We start from the raw sequence: 20,239 nt of genomic DNA, 5'->3' as shown, positions 1-20,239 counted from the left end.
GAGTGAAGAATGTAGAGGAAAGGGAAAAGGTACAAATGAAAAACTGGAACAATGTGGTTTTGGTGCCGGAGTTCGACGAGCAGGGTGTTGCCTGCTATCGTCTGGAAGGCGGAGATTATGAAAATGAGTATTATATTATTTCTGAAGCAGAATCAAGAAAGCTTCTGAATACACCGGAAATAGTAGGTTATGAGGTATACAACTGCCTTGTTTCTTCCACTTCTCAGATGCTTTATTATCTGAAGGAACAGAAGAAGGTTACGACAGCAAATATTCTTTCTATTCTTAGAGGCGCACTGAACTATCCTCTGGAAGAGGCATGCTACAGAGAGCATATCCGTGTTCACGATATCAGCTTTCTTTCCAGTGAGCGTGTATTTGAAAAAGAAGAGATCGCAGGCCTGGAGATCAAGTACAGCAAACTTACTATGGTGCCGGACAGCACACTGATGATCGGTGACATCATTGCAAGTGGAGAGACTCTGATCCACTGCCTTCGCTATGTAACTGATTTTTACAGAGATCATGGTGCAAGACTCCGTAATATCATTATTTTTACAATCGGCGGAACCAAGGGAATCGATATCCTTGAGAAGCTTACCGCAGAGATCCGTGAATTCTGGCCGGAATTCGAAGGATTTATCACTGTTTATTATGAAGGAATCTTCAGCACATATCAGGACAAGGGTGTTTCCGGAATCAACCTTCCGGATGTGGATTTCTACTGGAAGGGCGGTATCGTTGCACCTGAATTCAGAAGAGAGACACTTTCCATGTGCAGTCCTCTTTTTGAAAAATGTATCATCTATGATGGTGGTGCAAGACGTTATGAGATCCATGAGCATGTGGAGGAAGTTCTGGAATTCTGGGAAGGAATCAAGGAAAGAGCAGACAAGATTGATTTCAGGGAACTTCTGGATGAGAAGCTTGGTTATCCGACACCGATCAGCTATGAAGACTGGGTAAAGGCCAATCATTATCAGGAAATCCGCCCGGCGGATGCAAAGTGGCTGTATCGTCAGGAGCTTGGATATATTGAAAGCATGAAGGATATTACATTAAAAGAACTTGCAGAGCAGCGTATCGGTGAATTTACGGATGCACTGCGAAAATATATTCTGGATTAAGTTAAACGGGGAGAAAAGATGAGTGAAAAAATGACAACAGCAAATAGTGCAGAGCAGGGAGTTGTAGACATTGACTATGCAAAGTGTGCGGTTCCGAAGTGGAGCCGACGCAGATTTATGACAATGTTTATGATCATGCTTGGATTTACGTTCTTTTCCGCAAGTATGTGGGTAGGACAGGAAATGGCAGCCGGACTTGATTTCTGGGGATTTATCAAAGCCCTTCTTCTGGGAGGTGCGATCCTTGGTGTCTATACAGGGCTGCTTGGTTATGTAGGTGCAGAGACAGGCTTAAGTCTTGACCTGCTCTCCAAGAGAGCGTTTGGAGAAAAAGGTTCTTATATTTCTTCTGCGTTAACAAGCTTCACACAGATCGGATGGTTTGGTGTAGGTATTGCAATGTTTGCGATTCCGGTAGCACGTGAACTTTTTGGCGGAAGTACTACAGTAGAATGGGTATTGATCCTGCTTGCGGGAGCATGTATGACGGCATCTGCATATTTTGGAATCAAGTCTCTGACCATCATCAGTTATATTGCCGTACCGCTTGTTGCAATCCTTGGAACAGTCGCAATGATCATGGCAGTAAAACAGGGAGATGGAACGATCATTGATCAGTTTGCCGTATCCAGCGGATCTCTGAGTGTGATTGGCGGTGCAGGACTTGCGATTGGTTCTTTTGTATCAGGAGGAACTGCGACACCGAACTTTACACGATTTGCCAAAAACGGTAAACAGGGAACAATTGCAACAGTAGTTGCTTTCTTTATCGGAAACTCTCTGATGTTCTTCTTCGGAGCAATTTCTTATATTTTTGTTGGCGGAAATGATATTTTTGAAGTAATGATTCGTCTGAACCTGTTCTATCTTGCAATCCTGGTTCTGGGACTGAATATCTGGACAACAAATGACAATGCTTTGTATACAGCAGGTCTTGGTCTTGCAAATATTTTCAATAAGAGAAAGAAACCGATGGTTCTGATCTCCGGTGTCATCGGAACACTGCTTTCTGTATGGCTGTACTACAACTTCTGTGGATGGCTGAACATCCTGAACTGTACACTGCCGCCGGTTGGTATTATTCTGGTAGTTTCTTATTTTATGAACAAGAAAGCTTACGATACAGATACATTTAAGATCGTAACAGTCAACTGGTTTGCAGTTGCAGGTGTCGTTCTTGGAGCAGTCGTGGCAAATGTGGTCACATGGGGAATTGCATCCATCAATGGTATGGTTGTTGCAGCACTGTGTTATGTGATCGGAGAGATGGTCAGCAAAAATAAATAATAATCCTGGATAAGCGACAGAAAAAGATTGCCGAATTTGTAAAAGGTAATCTTTTTTTGTTGGAGATTCTATAGTACAATAATGAGTAAACATCTGAAACGGGGTGAGTAAATGGCAAAAAAAAGAAAAAAACCGAAGATAGAGTTTCGATATTACCAGATGTCAGAGGGAAGTCCTATTCTGGCACTTCTTGGACAGAAATGGGTTCAGACCTATGGGAGCGGTGTGAATTATCTTCATTTTCATAATTATCTGGAAATAGGATATTGTTATGGAGGTCAGGGACATATGATCCTGGGAGAAGATAAGGTGTTTTTTAACGGAGGAGAATTTACGGTTATTCCACCAAACTATGCACACACGACAAACAGTGATGTTGGAACAGTGAGTAAATGGGAATACCTGTTTATAGATGTGGAAGGATTTATGAAAAAAATCCTGGACAGTCCGGTCAAAGCAGAAAAAATGATCCAGCGCATATATTCCAGGGCGTTATTCTTTCAGGAGGAAGAGTATCCGTCTATTGCGGCCAAAGTTCTTGAGATCCTAAATATTATGAGAAACGGAGAGGAGTTTTACCTGGAGGAAGCGAAAGGAGTACTTGGTGCGCTCCTGGCAGAAATTGCAAGAATGAACAGACAATCCGAAGAAGACAGGGTGGAAGAAGAAACAGGAAAAGTTACAAATATGATCACACGGGCATTGGATTATGTTTCCTATTATTATATGGAGGATATTCGAGTAGAAGATCTGGCGAAGTACTGTCATATCAGTGAGACACATTTTCGAAGAGTTTTTACATCTTATATGAAGGTAAGTCCTCTGGAATATGTTAATACTGTGCGGATCCAGACAGCCTGTGATCTTCTGAAGAAAACGGATGAACCGGTTGCGGACATTGCACATAAATGTGGATTTACGACGAATTCGACATTTAATCGAAATTTCAAGCATTTAATGGGAGTTACTCCGGTTGAATGGAGGAAACGGCCGGAGAATTATGAGCAGCAGCTTTTGAATTTCAATATTCATTCCGAAAAGGGATGGTAAAGTGTTCCGCGACTGTGTGAGGACTGAACAGTTACGATACATGAAAAAGACAGAAAGAGAGAGAATTATGTACAATTATAAGATAGTGGAGCAGGTATCCCGGAAGAAAAAGAGCATGTCGGGAATTCTGCGAAAAGTAATGGTTATTTTTGCTGTGTTCTTCGTGGTGCTTGGAATCACGATTTCGCAGTCCTTCATGCTGGCAGGTTTTCTTCTGGCGGGACTTTATTTTGTTTATGATATTTTCAGCAGAAAGGATTATGAGTATACGCTTGAGAATGATGTGCTTACGATCGATGTGATCTATGGCAAAAAATACCGCAAAACAGCTCATATTCTGGAACTTCGAAATATGGAGGTGACAGCACCTCACTGGCATGAAAGTGTTGCCAGATATAAGAAAAATGGCGGAACAGAAAAAATAAAAAAATATGATTACACATCTTATGATGATGATGTTCCGTATTACACGATGATCGTCACTGAGGATGGGAATAAAATAAAACTTCTTCTTGATCTGACGGAGGAAATGCTGCATACCATAAAGACGCAGCACCCGCAAAAGGTCTATTTTGCATAAAAGCTCATAAAATATGTAAAATATGTACAAAAAATGAATGTTAAATTTATGAAATAGAAACAAAGTCTTCTCTTGAGCCGCATGAATATGTGCAATCTGGCAAAAAGAGAAGATTTTTTTATTGAAAAAGTACGACAAAAAATGAGGAAATACGAAAAACGAACAAAAAATTCAAAAATGAAGCATATGAATAGTGCGAAATATACAAAATGGTCGAAAATGCACATTATGTGCACGGTTATGCAAACTATCCTATTGAATCGGATGCTATAATCGGTTCATAAGCAATTCGGAGAATAAAGAATACGCTTAATAAAAGGAGGAAATGTAATATGAAGAAAAAATTACTTGCAGTGCTGATGACCGGTATTATGGCAGCATCTTTCGCAGGAACTGCTACATCTGTTTATGCAGCAGACGATGACAACACATTAACCGTATGGGCATGGGACCAGAACTTCAACATCAAATCCATGCAGATGGCTGGTGAGCAGTATGCAAAAGATCATGATGGATTTGCAGTAGACGTTATTGAGACATCTTCTGATGACTGCCAGACAAAACTGACAACAGCAGCTAATGCAGGTGACTACAGCACACTTCCGGACATCGTTCTTATGCAGGACAACAGCTTCCAGAAATACCTGAAGAGCTATCCGGATGCTTTCACAGATCTGAAAGATATGGATGTTAACTGGGATGATTTCGGAAAACTGAAACAGTCCTATTCCATGGTAGATGACACACATTACGGTGTTCCGTTTGATAACGGTGCTGTTATTGCATGCTATCGTACAGATGTCCTTGAAGAAGCAGGATACACACTGGATGACCTGACAGACATCACATGGTCCAAGTTCATGGAAATCGGTAAAGACCTTCATGAAAAAACAGGCAAATACCTCCTTACAAGCGAAGCTACAGGCGGTGATACTCTGATGATGATGATGCAGTCCTGTGGAGCTAACTTCGTAAACGAAGATGGCGAAGCTTATATCGTTGGAAATGATGTCGCAGAGAAATGCATCAATCTTTATGTAGATCTTGTTAAAAATGATGTTGTTAAACTGGTAAACAACTGGGATGAATATATCTCAACAATTACAGGCGGCGAGGCTGCTGGTATCGTAAATGGTAACTGGATCACAGCTACTCTGATGTCTACAGAAGACCAGAAGGGTCTGTGGCAGATTACAACAATGCCGAAAGTTGACGATGTAGAGAGCGCTACAAACTATGCAAACAACGGTGGATCTTCCTGGTATATCACATCCAACTGCAAGAACGTAGAACTCGCAGAAGACTTCCTTGCAAGTACCTTTGGTTCCAGCACAGACTTCTATGATGCAATCCTTCCGGCATCAGGTGCAATCTCCTGTTATCTGCCGGCTGGTGAGTCTAAAGTTTACAATGAGCCAAATGAATTCTTCGGTGGACAGCCAATCTTCTCAACAATTGTAGAATACTCTTCTCATATTCCGGAGTTCACAAAAACACCGTACCACTATGAATCAAGAGAATGTGTCAACACAGCAGTTATTAATATCGTAAATGGTGCATCTGTAGAGGATGCTCTTCAGGAAGCACAGGATACACTTGCATTCAAGATGACAGAGTAATCTGATCAGGACTAAAAGTAAACACAAATTGCAGCTAATGAAGGCGGGGGACTGCTTGCAGTCCTCCGTCGTGCGTCAAAACTGAGCTTCGAAAGGGGGAGTTCCTGTGAATTCCAAGAAAAAAGGCATGACATTGATAGCAAAACAGAGAGCTGCCGGATGGATATTCCTGTTACCGGCAACACTGATGATCGCTATCATGAGTTTTTATCCTATGATCCGTGCATTTATCATTTCTTTACAGACAGGTGCCGGAGCAAATATGCGGTTCGCAGAACCGATCTTCAGTAACTATAAACGTATTATGGCTGATAAGGTATTTCAGCAGTCAATCGCCAATACCTTTCTGTATCTGATCATTCAGGTGCCGATCATGCTGGTACTTGCAATCTTACTTGCACAGCTTCTTAACAATAAAGACCTGAGATTCAAGGGATTTTTCCGTACATGTGTATTCCTTCCATGTGCAACATCTCTGGTTTCCTACTCACTGATCTTCCGTTCCATGTTTGCTACAGATGGTCTGATCAACAGTATTCTGATCAAACTTGGAATCTTATCTACCGGCTATAACTTCCTGGGAAATTCCGCCAGTGCCAAGGTTGTTATCATCCTGGCCCTGATCTGGAGATGGACAGGATACAACATGGTATTCTATCTTGCCGGCCTTCAGAATATTGAATATTCTGTATATGAGGCAGCAAAGATTGATGGTGCCAACGGCTGGAAGACTTTCTGGAAGATTACTGTTCCGCTTCTGAAACCGACAATTATCATGACATTTATTATGTCTATCAATGGTACACTGCAGCTGTTTGATGAGTCTGTCAACCTGACAAAAGGTGGTCCGGCGAACTCAACGATCACAATGTCCCATTATGTTTACAATACATGTTTTATCAACGTACCGAATTTTGGATATGCATCAGCAATGTCATTCCTTATATTCATTATGGTAGCTGTACTTGCATTTATCAACTTGAAAGTAGGTGATACACGTGACTAAGAAAAACAAATCAGCAATTCAGAGAAGATTGATTCCTACCTATATTTTTCTGATCATCGTGTCATTTATTTCGGTATTTCCGTTATACTGGATGATCTCAGCTGCAACAAATACATCAACAGATGTATCTCGTGGACGAATTATTCCGGGAAGCTATTTTATGGAAAACTTCCATAATCTGACAGCTCAGCAGCCACTGTGGAGAGCACTTGGAAACTCTTTCTTTTATGCGATCCTCACAACCGTGATCTGTCTGCTGATCTGCTCTATCGCAGGATATGGTTTTGAAGTTTATCATGATAAGGCAAAAGACAGACTGTTCTCCGTTCTGCTTCTGGCAATGATGGTTCCTCAGGTTGCTACCATGGTTCCGTTATTCAAGATGTTCTCCAAAGCAGGACTTCTGAATACAGCAGTTGGTTTTATCCTTCCGATCATTTCTACACCGTTTATGATCATGATGTTCCGTCAGAACGCAAGATCCTTCCCTGTAGATATTATCGAGGCAGCTCGTATTGATGGACTGAGCGAAGTAAGAATCTTCTTCCAGATGTTCATTCCTACTATGAAATCTACATATGCAGCTGCAGCAGTTATTACCTTCATGAATGCATGGAACTCTTACCTGTGGCCGAAGGTAATCATGACTGATAACAAAGCGATGACAATGCCAATGTTGATCGCCAACCTGATCACAGGTTATGTAACAGACTATGGTATGCTGATGTGCGGCGTATTGTTCTGTTCCATTCCGACTATGGTCGTATTCTTCGTACTGCAGAAACAGTTCGCTGAAGGTATTACCGGAGCGGTTAAGTAAATCAGCGGATTTCGAATGTTTACAGAATTACGGAAATTGCGAAGCAATGGAGTAATTCGGGAGAGATTACAACAATGAACTAAAAAAGGATGCTGCGTGGTCCAGTGGGTATATTGCATAATATGTCCCGTACAGATTATGCGGCATCCTTTTTTTGCAAAATCCAATAACAGGAGGATAAGAATGAAAACTTTTGATTATTCTTTAGTAAAGGATCCACAGTATTTCAAAGATGGAAGAATGGACGCACATTCTGACCATACATATTACAGAGATGGAGAGGAAGCGAAGGAAAAAGAAACTTCCTTCCGTTATGATCTCAACGGAATCTGGAAATTCCACTATGCCCGTAACTATGGAAGTGCAATTCCGGGATTCGAAAAAGAAGACTATTGCTGCAGAGACTGGGATGATATCCGCGTGCCGGCACATATCCAGATGGAAGGATATGATGCACCACAGTATGCCAACGTACAGTATCCGTGGGAAGGTCACGAAGACATTCATCCGGGAGAGATTCCGGAGCATTTTAACCCGGTTGCAAGCTATGTGAAATACTTTGAGGTGCCGGAAGAAATGCAGGGGAAACGTCTTTTTATCTCCTTTCAGGGAGCAGAGAGCGGCATTGCATTATGGCTTAACGGACACTTTGTCGGATACAGTGAGGATTCTTTTACACCGTCAGAATTTGAACTGACCGAGTATGTAAAAGAAGGTGAGAACAAACTTGCAGCACAGGTGTTCAAATGGACAGCAAGCAGCTGGTGTGAGGATCAGGACTTCTTCCGTTTCTCCGGAATTTACAGAGATGTTTATCTTTATACAGTACCGGAAGTTCATGTTTATGATCTTCAGATCCGTGCAATCCCGGATGAAACTTTAGGTGCAGCAGCACTTGAGATCAGAACAAATACCTGGGGTAAAGGTACAGTAAAAATCGTTCTTTCCAAAGATGGAGAGACTGTAGTCGAAGATGAAAAAGCACTCGATGGAGAAGAGCTTTATTCATGGAAAGTGGAAAATCCGATACTCTGGAGTGCAGAGAATCCGCAGCTTTACGACCTGACACTGGAGATTTATAACGAGGCCGGAGAACTTCAGGAAGTGATTCCGCAGAAAGTTGGATTCAGACGATTCGAGATGAAAGACGGCATTATGACACTGAATGGAAAACGTATTGTATTCAAGGGTGTCAACCGTCATGAATTCAGTTCTGTGAGCGGACGTCATGTTTCCGAAGAAGAGCTTCGCAAAGACCTTAAGATCATGAAGCAGAACAATATCAATGCGATCCGTACCTGCCATTATCCGGATGCATCTTTGATCTATGAACTCTGCGATGAGTATGGAATCTATATGATCGATGAGACAAATCTGGAATCTCATGGTTCCTGGGACACAGCAGAGTTTACAAAAGACTATACCTATGTCGTTCCTCATGACAAACCGGAATGGCTGGATATGATGCTTGACCGTGCAAACTCCATGTATCAGAGAGATAAGAATCATGCAGCGATTCTGATCTGGTCCTGCGGAAATGAGTCCTTTGGAGGAAAGGATATTTTTGAAATGTCACAGTTCTTCCATAAGGCAGACCCAACCCGCCTGGTTCACTATGAAGGAGTCTGCCATGACCGCAGATACAACGATACCAGTGATATGGAAAGCCAGATGTATCCGTCTGTAGAAGCAATCAAAGAGTTCCTTGCAAAGGACGACTCCAAACCGTTTGTCTGCTGTGAATATACACATGCAATGGGAAATTCCTGTGGTGCAATGCACAAATATACAGACCTGACCGACACAGAACCGAAGTATCAGGGTGGATTTATCTGGGATTATATTGATCAGTCTATCTACAAAAAAGACCGATACGGCAAAGAATTTCAGGCATACGGCGGTGACTTCGGAGAACGTCCGACAGACTACAATTTCAGTGGAAATGGTATCGCATATGGCGGAAACAGAGATGCTTCTCCGAAGATGCAGGAAGTCAAATTTAACTATCAGAACATCACTGCAGAAGTCAGTGCAGACAGCGTAAAAGTCATCAACAAAAATCTGTTTGTAAATACAGATATGTTTGACTGCAAAGTGACAGTTGCAAAGAATGGTAAAGTAATCCGTAAAGCGTCTCTTGCGACAGCAGTTGCTCCGTTAAGTGAAGAAGTTTATGCACTTCCTCTTGCAAAAGAAGAGAAACCAGGCGAATATGCAGTGACAGTCTCCTTCCATCTGAAAGAAGATAAAGTATGGGCAGAAGCAGGACATGAGGTGGCTTTTGGACAGTATGTATACAAGGTGGAAGAACCGAAAAAGGTCTGCCCGGAAGGTGTGGAAATAATCCACAGTACACACAATATCGGTGTCAGAGGCACACATTTTGAAGTGCTTTTCTCTGTATTAAACGGCGGACTGGTATCCTATAAATATGCCGGAAAAGAGATGATCGAGGCGATTCCGAAACCAAACTTCTGGCGTGCACCAACTGACAACGACTGTGGAAATCTTATGGGAATGCGCTACGGACAGTGGAAACTTGCCAGCATGTATCTGAGCCACAAAGACTTCCGCAAGGGACCATACGGACCGGGAAATATGCCGAAGGTAGAAGTAAATGAAAAGACAGTGAAAGTAACATACACCTATCTTATGCCGACAACCCCGCTCAGTGAATGCAGTATTTCTTATGAAGTGTTCGGTGATGGAAGAGTAAAGACAACCCTTACTTATGACCCGGTCAAAGAGCTTGGCGACATGCCGGAATTTGGTGTGATCTTTAAATTTAATGCAGATTATGATCGTGTGGAATGGTACGGACTTGGAGAGGCAGAGACCTATTCTGACCGTAAAAAAGGAGCAAAACTTGGCATGTATGCAAACAAAGTCGCAGACAATATTGCAAGATATATGGTTCCGCAGGAATGTGGTGCAAAAGAAGAAGTGCGCTGGGCAAAAGTAACTGACCGCAAGGGAAGAGGAATGCTCTTTGAGATGGATGAGAACAATGGTCCAATGATGTTCTCAGCACTTCCATACACTCCGCATGAGATGGAAAATGCAATGCATCCATACGAACTTCCGGAGGTTCATTACACTGTTGTACGTGTTGCAAAAGACCAGATGGGAATCGGTGGAGATGACAGCTGGGGAGCACGCACACACGAAGAATATTTACTGGAAACCGATAAAAAGATGGAATTTTCCTTTGTATTTAAAGGACTTTAAGAGGAGACAACATGGCGAAACAGATGAAATACGGACGTTACCTTCATGGTGGAGATTATAACCCGGAGCAGTGGCTTGACCGCCCGGATATCCTTCAGAAAGACATCGAATATTTCAAAAAAGCACATATCAACACTGTATCGGTAGGGATTTTTTCCTGGGCTGTTCTTGAACCGGAAGAAGGAAAATATAACTTCGACTGGCTGGAAGAAATTATCAATAATCTCTATAAAGAGGGGATTTATACCATTCTTGCAACTCCGTCAGGAGCAAGACCAAAATGGATGGCAGACAAGTACGAAGAAGTCCTTCGTATGGATCCGGACAGAACCAGAAGATTCTTCGGAGGCAGACATAATCATTGTTTTACCTCTCCGGTATACAGAGAAAAAGTCCATGCGATCGATAAGAAATTAGCCGAGAGATTCGGCAACCATCCGGCAGTTATGCTGTGGCACATCTCCAATGAGTTCGGTGGAGAATGTCACTGCCCGCTGTGCCAGGCAAAGTTCCGTGAATGGCTGAAAGAGAAATACGGCACGATCGAAAACCTCAACAAGAGCTGGTGTACCACATTCTGGAGTCATATTTACAACAGCTTTAACCAGATTGAAAGCCCGTCCACAAAAGGGGAAAATGAACTTCATGCACTGAAGCTTGACTGGAAACGTTTTGTCACCGATCAGACGATTGACTTTATCAAGAATGAGGTCGATGCGATCCGTGCGGGTGGTTCTGAACTTCCTGTAACCGCAAACTTGATGTATGATTATGACGGTCTGGATTACAAGAAATTCAAGGATGTTCTGGATATTGTATCCTGGGATAACTATCCGGGATGGCACAAAAAAGAGGAATATATCACAGCTGTTGATGCGGCAATGCAGCACGATCTGATGCGCAGCATCAAGAAAGCACCGTTCCTTCTTATGGAATCCTGTCCATCTGCGACGAACTGGAAACCGATCAATAAACTTAAGAAACCGGGAATGCTTCTGGCAGGATCTTTGCAGGCAGTTGCTCACGGTTCTGACAGCGTGCTGTATTTCCAGCTCCGCCAGAGCCAGGGTGCTTCCGAGAAATTCCACGGTGCAGTGATCGACCATTATGGCAAAGATGATACCCGTGTTTTCCACGAAGTAACAGAAGTCGGAGAAGTTCTGGAACAGATCCAGGAGACGGTTGGAACCACTATGAGATCACAGGCAGCTGTTCTCTATGACCGTGAAAACGACTGGGCAATTGCGGATGTGCAGGGACCGAGAAATGTAGATATGCATTATCGTGAAAACGTGCAGAAGAACTATCGTGCACTGAGAGAACAAGGCCTGAATGTTGACGTTATCGCAATGGAACATGACCTTGCAGACTACAAAGTTCTGGCAGCTCCGATGGCATATATGTTCAAAGACGGATACGAGAAAAAACTTCGCACCTATGTAGAAAACGGTGGAACTCTGGTGCTTTCCTACTGGTCCGGACTGGTAGACGGAACAGACAAGTGCTTCCTTGACGGAACGCCATATGGATTGATGGACGTAACAGGAATCCGCAGTGCAGAGATCGATGCTCTGTATGACTGGGAAGAAAACCACGCAATTCCGGAAACCGGAAATCATCTTAAGATCAGCAATGTATATACCTGCAAAAACCTTTGCGAACTGGTTGAAGTTTCCGATGCAGAAGTACTGATGCGCTACGGCGAGGACTTCTATCAGGGATATCCGGTGCTGACACACAAAGCATTTGGTAAAGGTCATGTATACTATGTATGCGCGGATATGGAACTTGGATTCTATCAGGACTTCTACGGCAGAGCAGCAGCAGAAGCCGGCCTGAAATCACCAGTTGAATTCATTCCGGAAGGCGTTTCCGTAACGGTAAGAGAGAGCGAAGATACCGAATACCTCTTCATCCAGAACTATGCACGCAAACCACAGACGGTTGCTGTTCCGGCAGAGTATGAACTGCTCTATGGAACCGAGAGCGAAGTCATGGCTCCGCTGCAGACAAGGATACTGAAAAGGAGAAAATAAAAAGCAAGACAGAAAAAAGTTCCCGGCATTTTGTCAGGAACTTTTTTCTTGCTATTTTAAAGCCTCTGATTTGTGCAAAAGATAAAAGAAGAAATGAAAAATACAAGATAAACAAAGACCGATAAATAACGAAAAGAAAAAGATGCGGCAAAAGTACTGAGATGATATGATAGAAGAAGGAAACAAAGTGAGCAGCATCGCTGGAAAGGGAAATAAATATGAAATTTTTTCATTTGTCAGATTTACATATTGGACTGAAGTTGATGAACAGGGATCTTCGTGAAGATCAGGAATATATTTTGTCGGAAGTTGTTGAAGCGGCAGCCCAAGAAAAACCGGATGCCATTGTGATCGCAGGGGACATTTATGATAAGGCGGTTCCGTCCGCAGAGGCGGTTGAGATTTTTGACCGGTTTCTTGGGGAACTGACAGAAGCCGTGCCGTCTGCGGTGATTATGATGATCAGCGGAAATCATGACAGTGCACCGAGAGTGGATTGTTTCCGCAAGGTGCTTTCCAGGCAGAAAGTGCACATGATCGGACAGCCGCCGCGAACGGAAGATGAATCTATCGAAAAGGTTACGCTGGAAGATAAGTATGGAAAAGTGAATTTTTATCTGCTTCCTTTTGTAAAACCATCCATGGTGAAACAGGTGGTGGGAACAGATGAAAATGGAAATAATCTTTCTTATAATGAAACACTGCACAGACTGATCGAACGGGAAAACATCAATCAGGATGAAAGAAATGTGCTTGTCAGCCATCAGTTTTATCTGCCTGTTGGAAAGAAAGTGGAAGAAATAGAACGGATGGATTCAGAGATCCGTACCGTTGGAAATATTGATGAAGTATCCGCAGATGTGCTGGAGATTTTTGATTATGCGGCACTGGGCCATATCCATAAACCGATGAAGCTTGGAAATGAAAACTGGCGTTATTGCGGAACGCCCCTTGCCTGTTCTGTGAGTGAAGCACAGCAGCAAAAAGGCATTATTATGATCGAAATGGGGGCGAAGGGAGAGGTCGAAACGACTGTACTTCCGCTATATCCTTTGCATCAGGTGCGGGTGATAAAAGGGGAACTGGAAGAGATTCTGGCAGAGAAAAGTCAGGATTATGTGACGGTGATCCTGACGGATAAAAAAGATCTGGATGTGATCGATATGCAGGAAAGAATTCGTCTGGCATTTCCGAATCTGCTGGAGATTCGAAGAGAAAATCAGAGAAAGGCAGACTATGCAAGAGCATTAAAATCAGAGACCCTGCTGAATCCATATGAACTGTGCTGTTCATTTCTGAAAAATATGGATGAGAAGGAAAAAGAGATATTGCAGGATGTGATTCATACAGTTCAGGGGGTGAAATAGATGAAGCCTTTGAGATTAAAAATGCAGGCGTTTGGTTCATATGGTAAAGAAACGGTTGTTGACTTTGAGAAAGTAAATCAGAATCTGTTTCTGATCACAGGGGATACAGGAGCAGGAAAAACAACGATTTTTGACGCGATCGTGTTTGCATTATATGGAGAGGCAAGTTCCTCGTCAAACAAAAAAGAAGGAGTTGTTCTGCAGAGTCAGTATGTTGATTTTGCGGAGGAGCCTTTTGTGGAACTGACCTTTGCAGAGGGAAGAGATGAGGAGCGGGAAATTTATACCGTTCGACGGATCCCAAGACACCTGAAGACGATCACCCGGGGTACGGCAAAGGGAAAACAGAGAGAAGTAACAGGATCTGTAAGTCTTGTCATGCCGGATGGGACAGAATATCCATCTAAGGAAACAGACAGGAAACTGCAGGAGATCATGGGTCTTACAAAAGGTCAGTTTATGCAGGTTGCAATGATAGCACAGGGTGAATTCATGGATCTTCTGAGAGCAAAGTCAGATGACAAAAAAGTGATATTCCGGAAGCTTTTTAACACGGAAATGTATCAGGAAATCGTGAATGAACTTGGGAACAGGAAGAGAGAAAAAGACCGAGAGATCGCAATTCTGAAAACGCAGTGTCAGGGGGACGCAGGGCGCATTCGGATATCGGAGGAATATGAGGATGCAGATCAGCTCAGAACCTGCAAAGAACTGGTAGAAGCAGGTCAGATCTCCGGGCTGAATGAGCTTCTCGAGAGTCTGAGAGCACTGTGCATATGGCTGAAAGACTGCACCTGTGAAATGGAACAGGAATGCATTAAAGCAGAAAAGAATCGTGATGAAAAACGTGATGCCGTCACAAAAGCAGAGGGGATTTTGAACTGGTTTATCCAGCTTGATGCAGCGGAACAAAAGATAAAAGAATATCAGGATATGCAATCCAAGATAGATAAAAAGGTTTTCCTGATCACGCAGATTCGGGATGCCTATGAAATCAATGAAAAACACATTCGTGCAGATGATGCAAAAAAGGCAGTTCTGGAAATGGAAAAGACACTGGAAGAACATCAGAGACAACTTCCGCTATTGACAGAAATGCTGGAAAAAGCAAGAAGAGAAGAGGCAGAAACAAAAGCTGCACGTGATATAAAGCAGCAGAAGTATACGAAAACAGAGGAAAAAGTAAAAAGATCCTGTGAGGTTTTTGAGAAGATAAAAACACAGGAAGGGAAAGCAGCACATTATAAGAGTGTATGCAGACAGGCAGAACAGGCCGGAGCAGATCTGCAGAAGGAACTGGATGAATTAGAAGAAAAGGAACAGATATGGAAGAAACAGAGAGAAGAACTGGCTGAGTCTGAAAAGAAACTGGTTCTGGCAGAGACAAAAAAACAGGAAGAACAGGTGCTCGAGCAGGAACTTAAGGATGCAGAATCTCTTGGAAAACAGGCAGAAGCATGCAGGAAACGGACTTTGAAGTGCAGAGAAAATTACATACAGGCAAGGGACGGCTATCTGGCACTGAACAGTGAATATGAGGAGAAGAGGCAGCATTTTCTGGATGAGCAGGCGGGGTTTCTTGCAGATGAACTGAAGCCCGGGAAGCCATGTCCGGTATGCGGTTCTACAGAGCATCCGCATCCGCACAAAAAGAGTGGGGAAGATGTGGATATCTCCAGAGAAAACCTCAAAAAAATGAGTGAAGATGTGGATAAACTGCGTGAAAAACAGGAACAGGCAGCCGGAAATGCGAAGGCTGTAAAGGCTGAGTTTGACACAAGGAAAGATACGTATCTGGAGGCTGTCAAAAAGCTTAAGGAGCATATACGCAGGAATATCCCTTCACTTTTGGAGGATGCCAGAATACCGGAGATGAAAGAGGCGATAGAAGCCTGGAACCAGGAGATAGAAAAAGAACTTCTTAGACGCCGGACGGAGGTTGAGCGGATGTCAGAAATCCGAAGAAATCTTCAGGATTCTGAGGACAAAAAGAAAAATCTCCGGGATAAACTGGATAAAAGCCAAAAAGAAAGCAAGAAACTGGCAGAAGAATCTGCGGCATGTGAGGCTGTTCTGACAGAATTAAAGAATTCTGTGGAATTTGAGTCAGAGAGAGAAGCAGAGAGTGTCCTGACAGAAGCAGGAAAACTCCGAGACAAGGCAGAAAAACAGTATCAGAAAGCCTCCAAAACTTTAGAAAAAGCTGTCAGTGAAAAGAAACAGACAGAAGCACTGATTCAGCGTTACATGAAAGAAATTCCAAAACAGAAAGAACATGCTGAGCAGACACAAGGAGATTACAGGCTTATCCTGAAAAACAAAAAAATGGCAGAAGAGAACTGGCAGGAAACAATCAAAACCTATACCCGGCAGGATGCAGAAGAATTCCAGGATGCTGTGAACCAGTACAGGGAAAACCTGGCTGCGGCTCAGGCTCAAAAGGAAGCGGCCCAGGCGGCAGCAGGAACGGAAGTGCGTCCGGACCTTAAGAAACTGGAGCAGGAAAAAGAGGAAGCGGAACAGAAGTATCAGGCAGTAAAGATACGGTATGACAATCTCAGACAGGAATTCAGCAGCAATGCAGAAGTTCAGGATATTCTTCTTGGAAGACTGAAGAACCGGACGGAAATTCTGGAGGAGCATGCACGAATTGATGCACTTTACCGCATGGCCTCAGGTAATGTGAGCGGAGCACGTATGGATCTGGAAACTTATGTGCAAAGGTATTATCTGGAGCGGATTTTGTATGCGGCGAATCGGCGTTTCGGGGAGATGTCTGCCGGGCAGTTTGAATTCAGAATGTACGATATTGAGAAAGCAGGCGAAGGCAAAAACAGAGGCCTGGATCTGATGATATATTCTGCAGTGACAGGAAAAGAGAGGGAAGTCAGGACTCTTTCGGGAGGAGAATCCTTTATGGCGGCATTATCTCTTGCACTTGGCATGGCAGATCAGATTCAGGAGAGTTCAGCAGCAGTCAATCTGGATATGATGTTTATAGATGAAGGCTTTGGTTCCCTGGATGAACATTCGCGAAACCAGGCGGTAAAAGTGCTTCAGGAGATGGCGGAAGGTTCAAGACTGATAGGAATCATTTCTCATGTGACGGAGTTGAAGCAGGAGATAGAGGATCAGTTGATCGTAAGCAAGGATGAAAATGGAAGCCGTGTAAGGTGGCAGATCAGTTAGGATAAAAAAATGACAGAAAATACACTAAAAAAACTGGCACAGCTTTTGGAACAGGACCAGTTTGAACTGATTTTTTCAGAAAAAATACAAAAAGAAGATTTGACTTCAAAAAGAGAAGTGCCGCAGGGACAGGATATACGTCTGGTATATCTGATGAATGATGCAGTGGAAAGTTTTCTTGTATTTCGTGATGCCCGGATGACAGGAGAATATCATGCGGATTATGAGGGAGAACTGGAAGCGTCTTTGAACAAGCAGGGAGAAGAATTTGTTCTGGTGGTAAGGCAGGGAGATACGGTCGTAACTCTGTTTTTTGAAACGCTGGATTTAGAAGTTCATTTATATGAATACGCATATACAGGACATTTCTGGGTAGAAGGATATGAATATCTGCGTCAGCTGGAATACAGGTTTGCGATTCTGAGAGATAAATATGACTATCTGGGAGCGGAGTACTGTACAGATGAAGAAAAAAAGCTTGCAGTGCTTACAGAATTTCCACCATTGAATTACTGCTGTTATCCGGCGGTCCCAGAGAAATATATTGTTCCGCGTGAAAACCCGTGGGATGTATCAAAAGAGGCTATTGAGCTGATGGAAGAACTGGCGGCAGAATGCGGAGATGTTTCTTTTGCAAAACTGCTCAGTATATATAGAAAACATCCGTCGAAATTCTGGGCGAAGAGACTTGCGATTATGCTGCATCGGACGAAACACCGGAATATTGCGGATCTGCTGACGGAACGGCTAAGGCAGGCGTCTGCCGGTTATCCGAGACGCTTTTTTGGGGAGGATGTGGAGCAGAGGTACCAGAAGACATTGGAAAAGATAAAGAAACGTCAGGCAGAATTAGAAAAGCAGGGTATTCGTGCAGAAATCCTGAGAGAAGAACCTTTTACCATTGCACGTGATTCGCTGGATTATAAACTGTATCTTATGATATGGAAGGAACGGAAAAGAAACAGAGTAACAGAAATAGAAGAATATAAACTGTAGTTTTGTGAAATTTTACAGGATTATATGATACAGAATATACAGAAGCAATCAAAGTGCCTTGCATGTCTCGAGATTTTGGCAAAAAACATGCCAAAACGCCTCGCGGGATACTACCTTCTGAATAGTTACAAGCATTCAATTATAAAAAGAGGCTGGCCGCGATATTGCGGTCAGCCTCTTTGATGGGTGCGGTTAAACTCAGGATGCTGCTTTTTTCATTTCGCCAAGTTCTCTGCGGGCAAAAACAACTGCAAGGACAAAGGCGGCTGCATCTGCGATAGGTCCTGCATACATTACGCCGTCAATTCCCATAAACATTGGAAAGATAATAACCAGCGGCAGGAGAAAAATAACCTGTCTGGTCAGAGACATAATGATACCGAGAGTTGCTTTTCCAATAGAAGTAAAAAAGCTGGAGGACATTGGCTGGATACCATTTGCGAAGGTAAGAAGCATAAAGATCCTCAGATAATTTTCGGCAAATTTAAAATAAAGATCACTTCCACCACCGAACATACCTATGATGTGGTGGGGGAAAAGCTGGAAACAGAGAAAGAACGCAGTGGCTATAATTGTACAGGTGGCTGCTGAATAACGGTAAGTCTGTCGTACACGGTCAAATTTCCTGGCTCCGTAATTAAAGCCCCAAATTGGCTGACATCCCTGTGAGATTCCGATACATATGGACAGGAAAACCATGTTGACTTTTGAAACAATACCTACGCAGGCGATTGGAATATCGCTTCCATAAACAGAAACAGATCCGTAGTAGCGAAGAATATTATTCATGACGATCTGTACAGCGGCGATTGCAATCTGGTTGATGCAGGCGGCAAGACCAAGGGAAACAATTGCTTTTAGCAGTTTCAGCTGTGGTTTCAGCATACTGCGATCCAGATACATGTTGCGAAATTTTGCAAAATAAAGTATGACCAGAAATGCGGAAATCATCTGACCGATGACGGTGGCCCAGGCTCCGCCCTTGATTCCCCATTTAAAACCGAAAATAAATAAGGGATCAAGAATAGTATTGATGATCGCACCGGTAAGAGTACACATCATAGAATATGTAGGACTGCGGTCAGCACGAATCAGGTGATTGCCTCCGACGGATAAGGTGAAAAATGGAAGTCCGACAGCAATAATGCTGATATAATCGGTGGCATATGGCATAACGTTATCTGTTGCTCCAAAAAAGATAAGCAATGGATGGAGAAACAGAAGAATGCCCATGGTTATTGATACACCGATCACGATAAGCGTGGTCAGAGCACTTCCTGCAATCTGACTTGCCTTGCGTTCATTGCCGGCTCCCATTTCCAGATTGTAGTTGGAAGCGCCGCCGATTCCAAGGAGTAAGGCCGCTGCGGTAGAAATCGTGGTGACAGGAAATGCAATATTGGTTGCGGCATTGCCAAGCATACCAACACCCTGACCGATAAAAATCTGATCTACTATATTATAGAGAGCGTTGACCAGCATACTGATGATGGCAGGGATTGCAAATTTGGCAATCAGACTTCCGACAGGAGCACATCCCAGAGGATTTGCTGTGTCTGCTGTTGAATGAGATAGTGATTGTTCTTTCAAGATAGAAACCTCTTTCTTCTATTATTATTGTAATGTGATCTCTGTGTTTTGAAGAGATATTAATCAGTATAACACAAAAAAATAAAAAAAGTGAAAAAAGGTGTTGACATATTTGGTTTATAGTGGTATTCTAACTGAGCTGTCACAGAGAATTGTTTCTTCTGACTAAACAAATTAAACAATTTGAAAAGTTTTGAAAAAAACGAAAAAAGTTGTTGACAAGAACAAAACAATGTGATAAAGTAAACAAGTCGTCAGCGAGACGACAACAAAGAACCTTGATAACTAAACAGTGAAACACATACGATTCTCGAAAATTCTTAACGAATCATCATTCAATAGAA

At 42.9% G+C, this 20,239-nt stretch carries 13 protein-coding genes; 12 read left to right on the top strand and 1 reads right to left on the bottom strand.

All coding sequences use genetic code 11. The features are described 5' to 3' along the window. Window positions 1–35: 35 nt before the first annotated feature. The 12 genes from GT674_RS05465 to GT674_RS05410 all read left to right on the top strand — a co-directional run bounded on the left by GT674_RS05465 (window position 36) and on the right by GT674_RS05410 (window position 18,305). Window positions 36–1,127, top strand: a complete 1,092-nt coding sequence (locus GT674_RS05465; protein ID WP_161284795.1) for a hypothetical protein — start codon at window positions 36–38, stop codon at window positions 1,125–1,127. Window positions 1,128–1,145: 18 nt separating this feature from the next. Further along, window positions 1,146–2,414 (top strand): cytosine permease, encoded by a 1,269-nt coding sequence (gene codB / locus GT674_RS05460; RefSeq protein WP_161284794.1) that lies wholly within the window; start codon window positions 1,146–1,148, stop codon window positions 2,412–2,414. Window positions 2,415–2,525: 111 nt separating this feature from the next. Beyond that, window positions 2,526–3,464 (top strand): AraC family transcriptional regulator, encoded by a 939-nt coding sequence (locus GT674_RS05455; protein ID WP_161284793.1) that lies wholly within the window; start codon window positions 2,526–2,528, stop codon window positions 3,462–3,464. 67 nt (window positions 3,465–3,531) lie between these two features. Continuing rightward, window positions 3,532–4,044, top strand: coding sequence for a hypothetical protein (locus GT674_RS05450; protein WP_161284792.1), 513 nt, complete (start codon window positions 3,532–3,534; stop codon window positions 4,042–4,044). Between the two features lie 332 nt (window positions 4,045–4,376). Continuing rightward, window positions 4,377–5,663 carry an ABC transporter substrate-binding protein gene (locus tag GT674_RS05445; RefSeq protein ID WP_161284791.1) on the top strand — a complete coding sequence of 429 codons (1,287 nt, stop codon included), beginning with the start codon at window positions 4,377–4,379 and terminating at the stop codon, window positions 5,661–5,663. Window positions 5,664–5,769: 106 nt separating this feature from the next. Then, window positions 5,770–6,669, top strand: a complete 900-nt coding sequence (locus GT674_RS05440) for a carbohydrate ABC transporter permease (RefSeq protein ID WP_161284790.1) — start codon at window positions 5,770–5,772, stop codon at window positions 6,667–6,669. Then, the gene (locus GT674_RS05435; protein WP_227240404.1) at window positions 6,662–7,489 is read left to right on the top strand and encodes a carbohydrate ABC transporter permease; all 828 of its coding nucleotides are present in this window, start codon (window positions 6,662–6,664) and stop codon (window positions 7,487–7,489) included. The genes GT674_RS05440 and GT674_RS05435 overlap by 8 nt, the downstream gene beginning before the upstream one ends. A gap of 183 nt (window positions 7,490–7,672) precedes the next feature. Further along, window positions 7,673–10,717: a glycoside hydrolase family 2 TIM barrel-domain containing protein gene (locus GT674_RS05430; RefSeq protein ID WP_161284789.1), complete on the top strand. Its 3,045-nt coding sequence runs from the start codon at window positions 7,673–7,675 to the stop codon at window positions 10,715–10,717. An 11-nt stretch (window positions 10,718–10,728) separates the two neighbouring features. Continuing rightward, window positions 10,729–12,753, top strand: coding sequence for a beta-galactosidase (locus GT674_RS05425; protein WP_161284788.1), 2,025 nt, complete (start codon window positions 10,729–10,731; stop codon window positions 12,751–12,753). A gap of 218 nt (window positions 12,754–12,971) precedes the next feature. Beyond that, window positions 12,972–14,120: an exonuclease SbcCD subunit D gene (locus GT674_RS05420; protein WP_161284787.1), complete on the top strand. Its 1,149-nt coding sequence runs from the start codon at window positions 12,972–12,974 to the stop codon at window positions 14,118–14,120. After that, complete coding sequence (locus tag GT674_RS05415; protein ID WP_161284786.1) at window positions 14,121–17,309, top strand: AAA family ATPase; 3,189 nt, start codon at window positions 14,121–14,123, stop codon at window positions 17,307–17,309. A gap of 9 nt (window positions 17,310–17,318) precedes the next feature. Continuing rightward, the gene (locus tag GT674_RS05410) at window positions 17,319–18,305 is read left to right on the top strand and encodes a DUF3878 family protein (protein ID WP_161284785.1); all 987 of its coding nucleotides are present in this window, start codon (window positions 17,319–17,321) and stop codon (window positions 18,303–18,305) included. A 198-nt stretch (window positions 18,306–18,503) separates the two neighbouring features. Here the strand turns inward: GT674_RS05410 and GT674_RS05405 are convergent, their stop codons facing one another. Next, window positions 18,504–19,895, bottom strand: coding sequence for an MATE family efflux transporter (locus GT674_RS05405; RefSeq protein WP_330585475.1), 1,392 nt, complete (start codon window positions 19,893–19,895; stop codon window positions 18,504–18,506). Window positions 19,896–20,239 lie beyond the last annotated feature (344 nt).

The organism is Blautia sp. BIOML-A1 (assembly GCF_009883055.1).
Taxonomy (GTDB): domain Bacteria; phylum Bacillota; class Clostridia; order Lachnospirales; family Lachnospiraceae; genus Blautia_A.
Note: the sequence above shows the minus strand (reverse complement) of the source record. Positions and strands in the feature narration are given on the sequence as shown.

Excerpts from the sequence above, each read along its gene's own strand:
- GT674_RS05450 (WP_161284792.1), top strand. The coding sequence starts at position 3,532 with ATGTACAATTATAAGATAGTGGAGCAGGTATCCCGGAAGAAAAAGAGC.
- GT674_RS05420 (WP_161284787.1), top strand. The coding sequence starts at position 12,972 with ATGAAATTTTTTCATTTGTCAGATTTACATATTGGACTGAAGTTGATG.
- GT674_RS05455 (WP_161284793.1), top strand. The coding sequence starts at position 2,526 with ATGGCAAAAAAAAGAAAAAAACCGAAGATAGAGTTTCGATATTACCAG.
- codB (WP_161284794.1), top strand. The coding sequence starts at position 1,146 with ATGAGTGAAAAAATGACAACAGCAAATAGTGCAGAGCAGGGAGTTGTA.
- GT674_RS05415 (WP_161284786.1), top strand. The coding sequence starts at position 14,121 with ATGAAGCCTTTGAGATTAAAAATGCAGGCGTTTGGTTCATATGGTAAA.
- GT674_RS05430 (WP_161284789.1), top strand. The coding sequence starts at position 7,673 with ATGAAAACTTTTGATTATTCTTTAGTAAAGGATCCACAGTATTTCAAA.
- GT674_RS05410 (WP_161284785.1), top strand. The coding sequence starts at position 17,319 with ATGACAGAAAATACACTAAAAAAACTGGCACAGCTTTTGGAACAGGAC.
- GT674_RS05425 (WP_161284788.1), top strand. The coding sequence starts at position 10,729 with ATGGCGAAACAGATGAAATACGGACGTTACCTTCATGGTGGAGATTAT.
- GT674_RS05445 (WP_161284791.1), top strand. The coding sequence starts at position 4,377 with ATGAAGAAAAAATTACTTGCAGTGCTGATGACCGGTATTATGGCAGCA.
- GT674_RS05465 (WP_161284795.1), top strand. The coding sequence starts at position 36 with ATGAAAAACTGGAACAATGTGGTTTTGGTGCCGGAGTTCGACGAGCAG.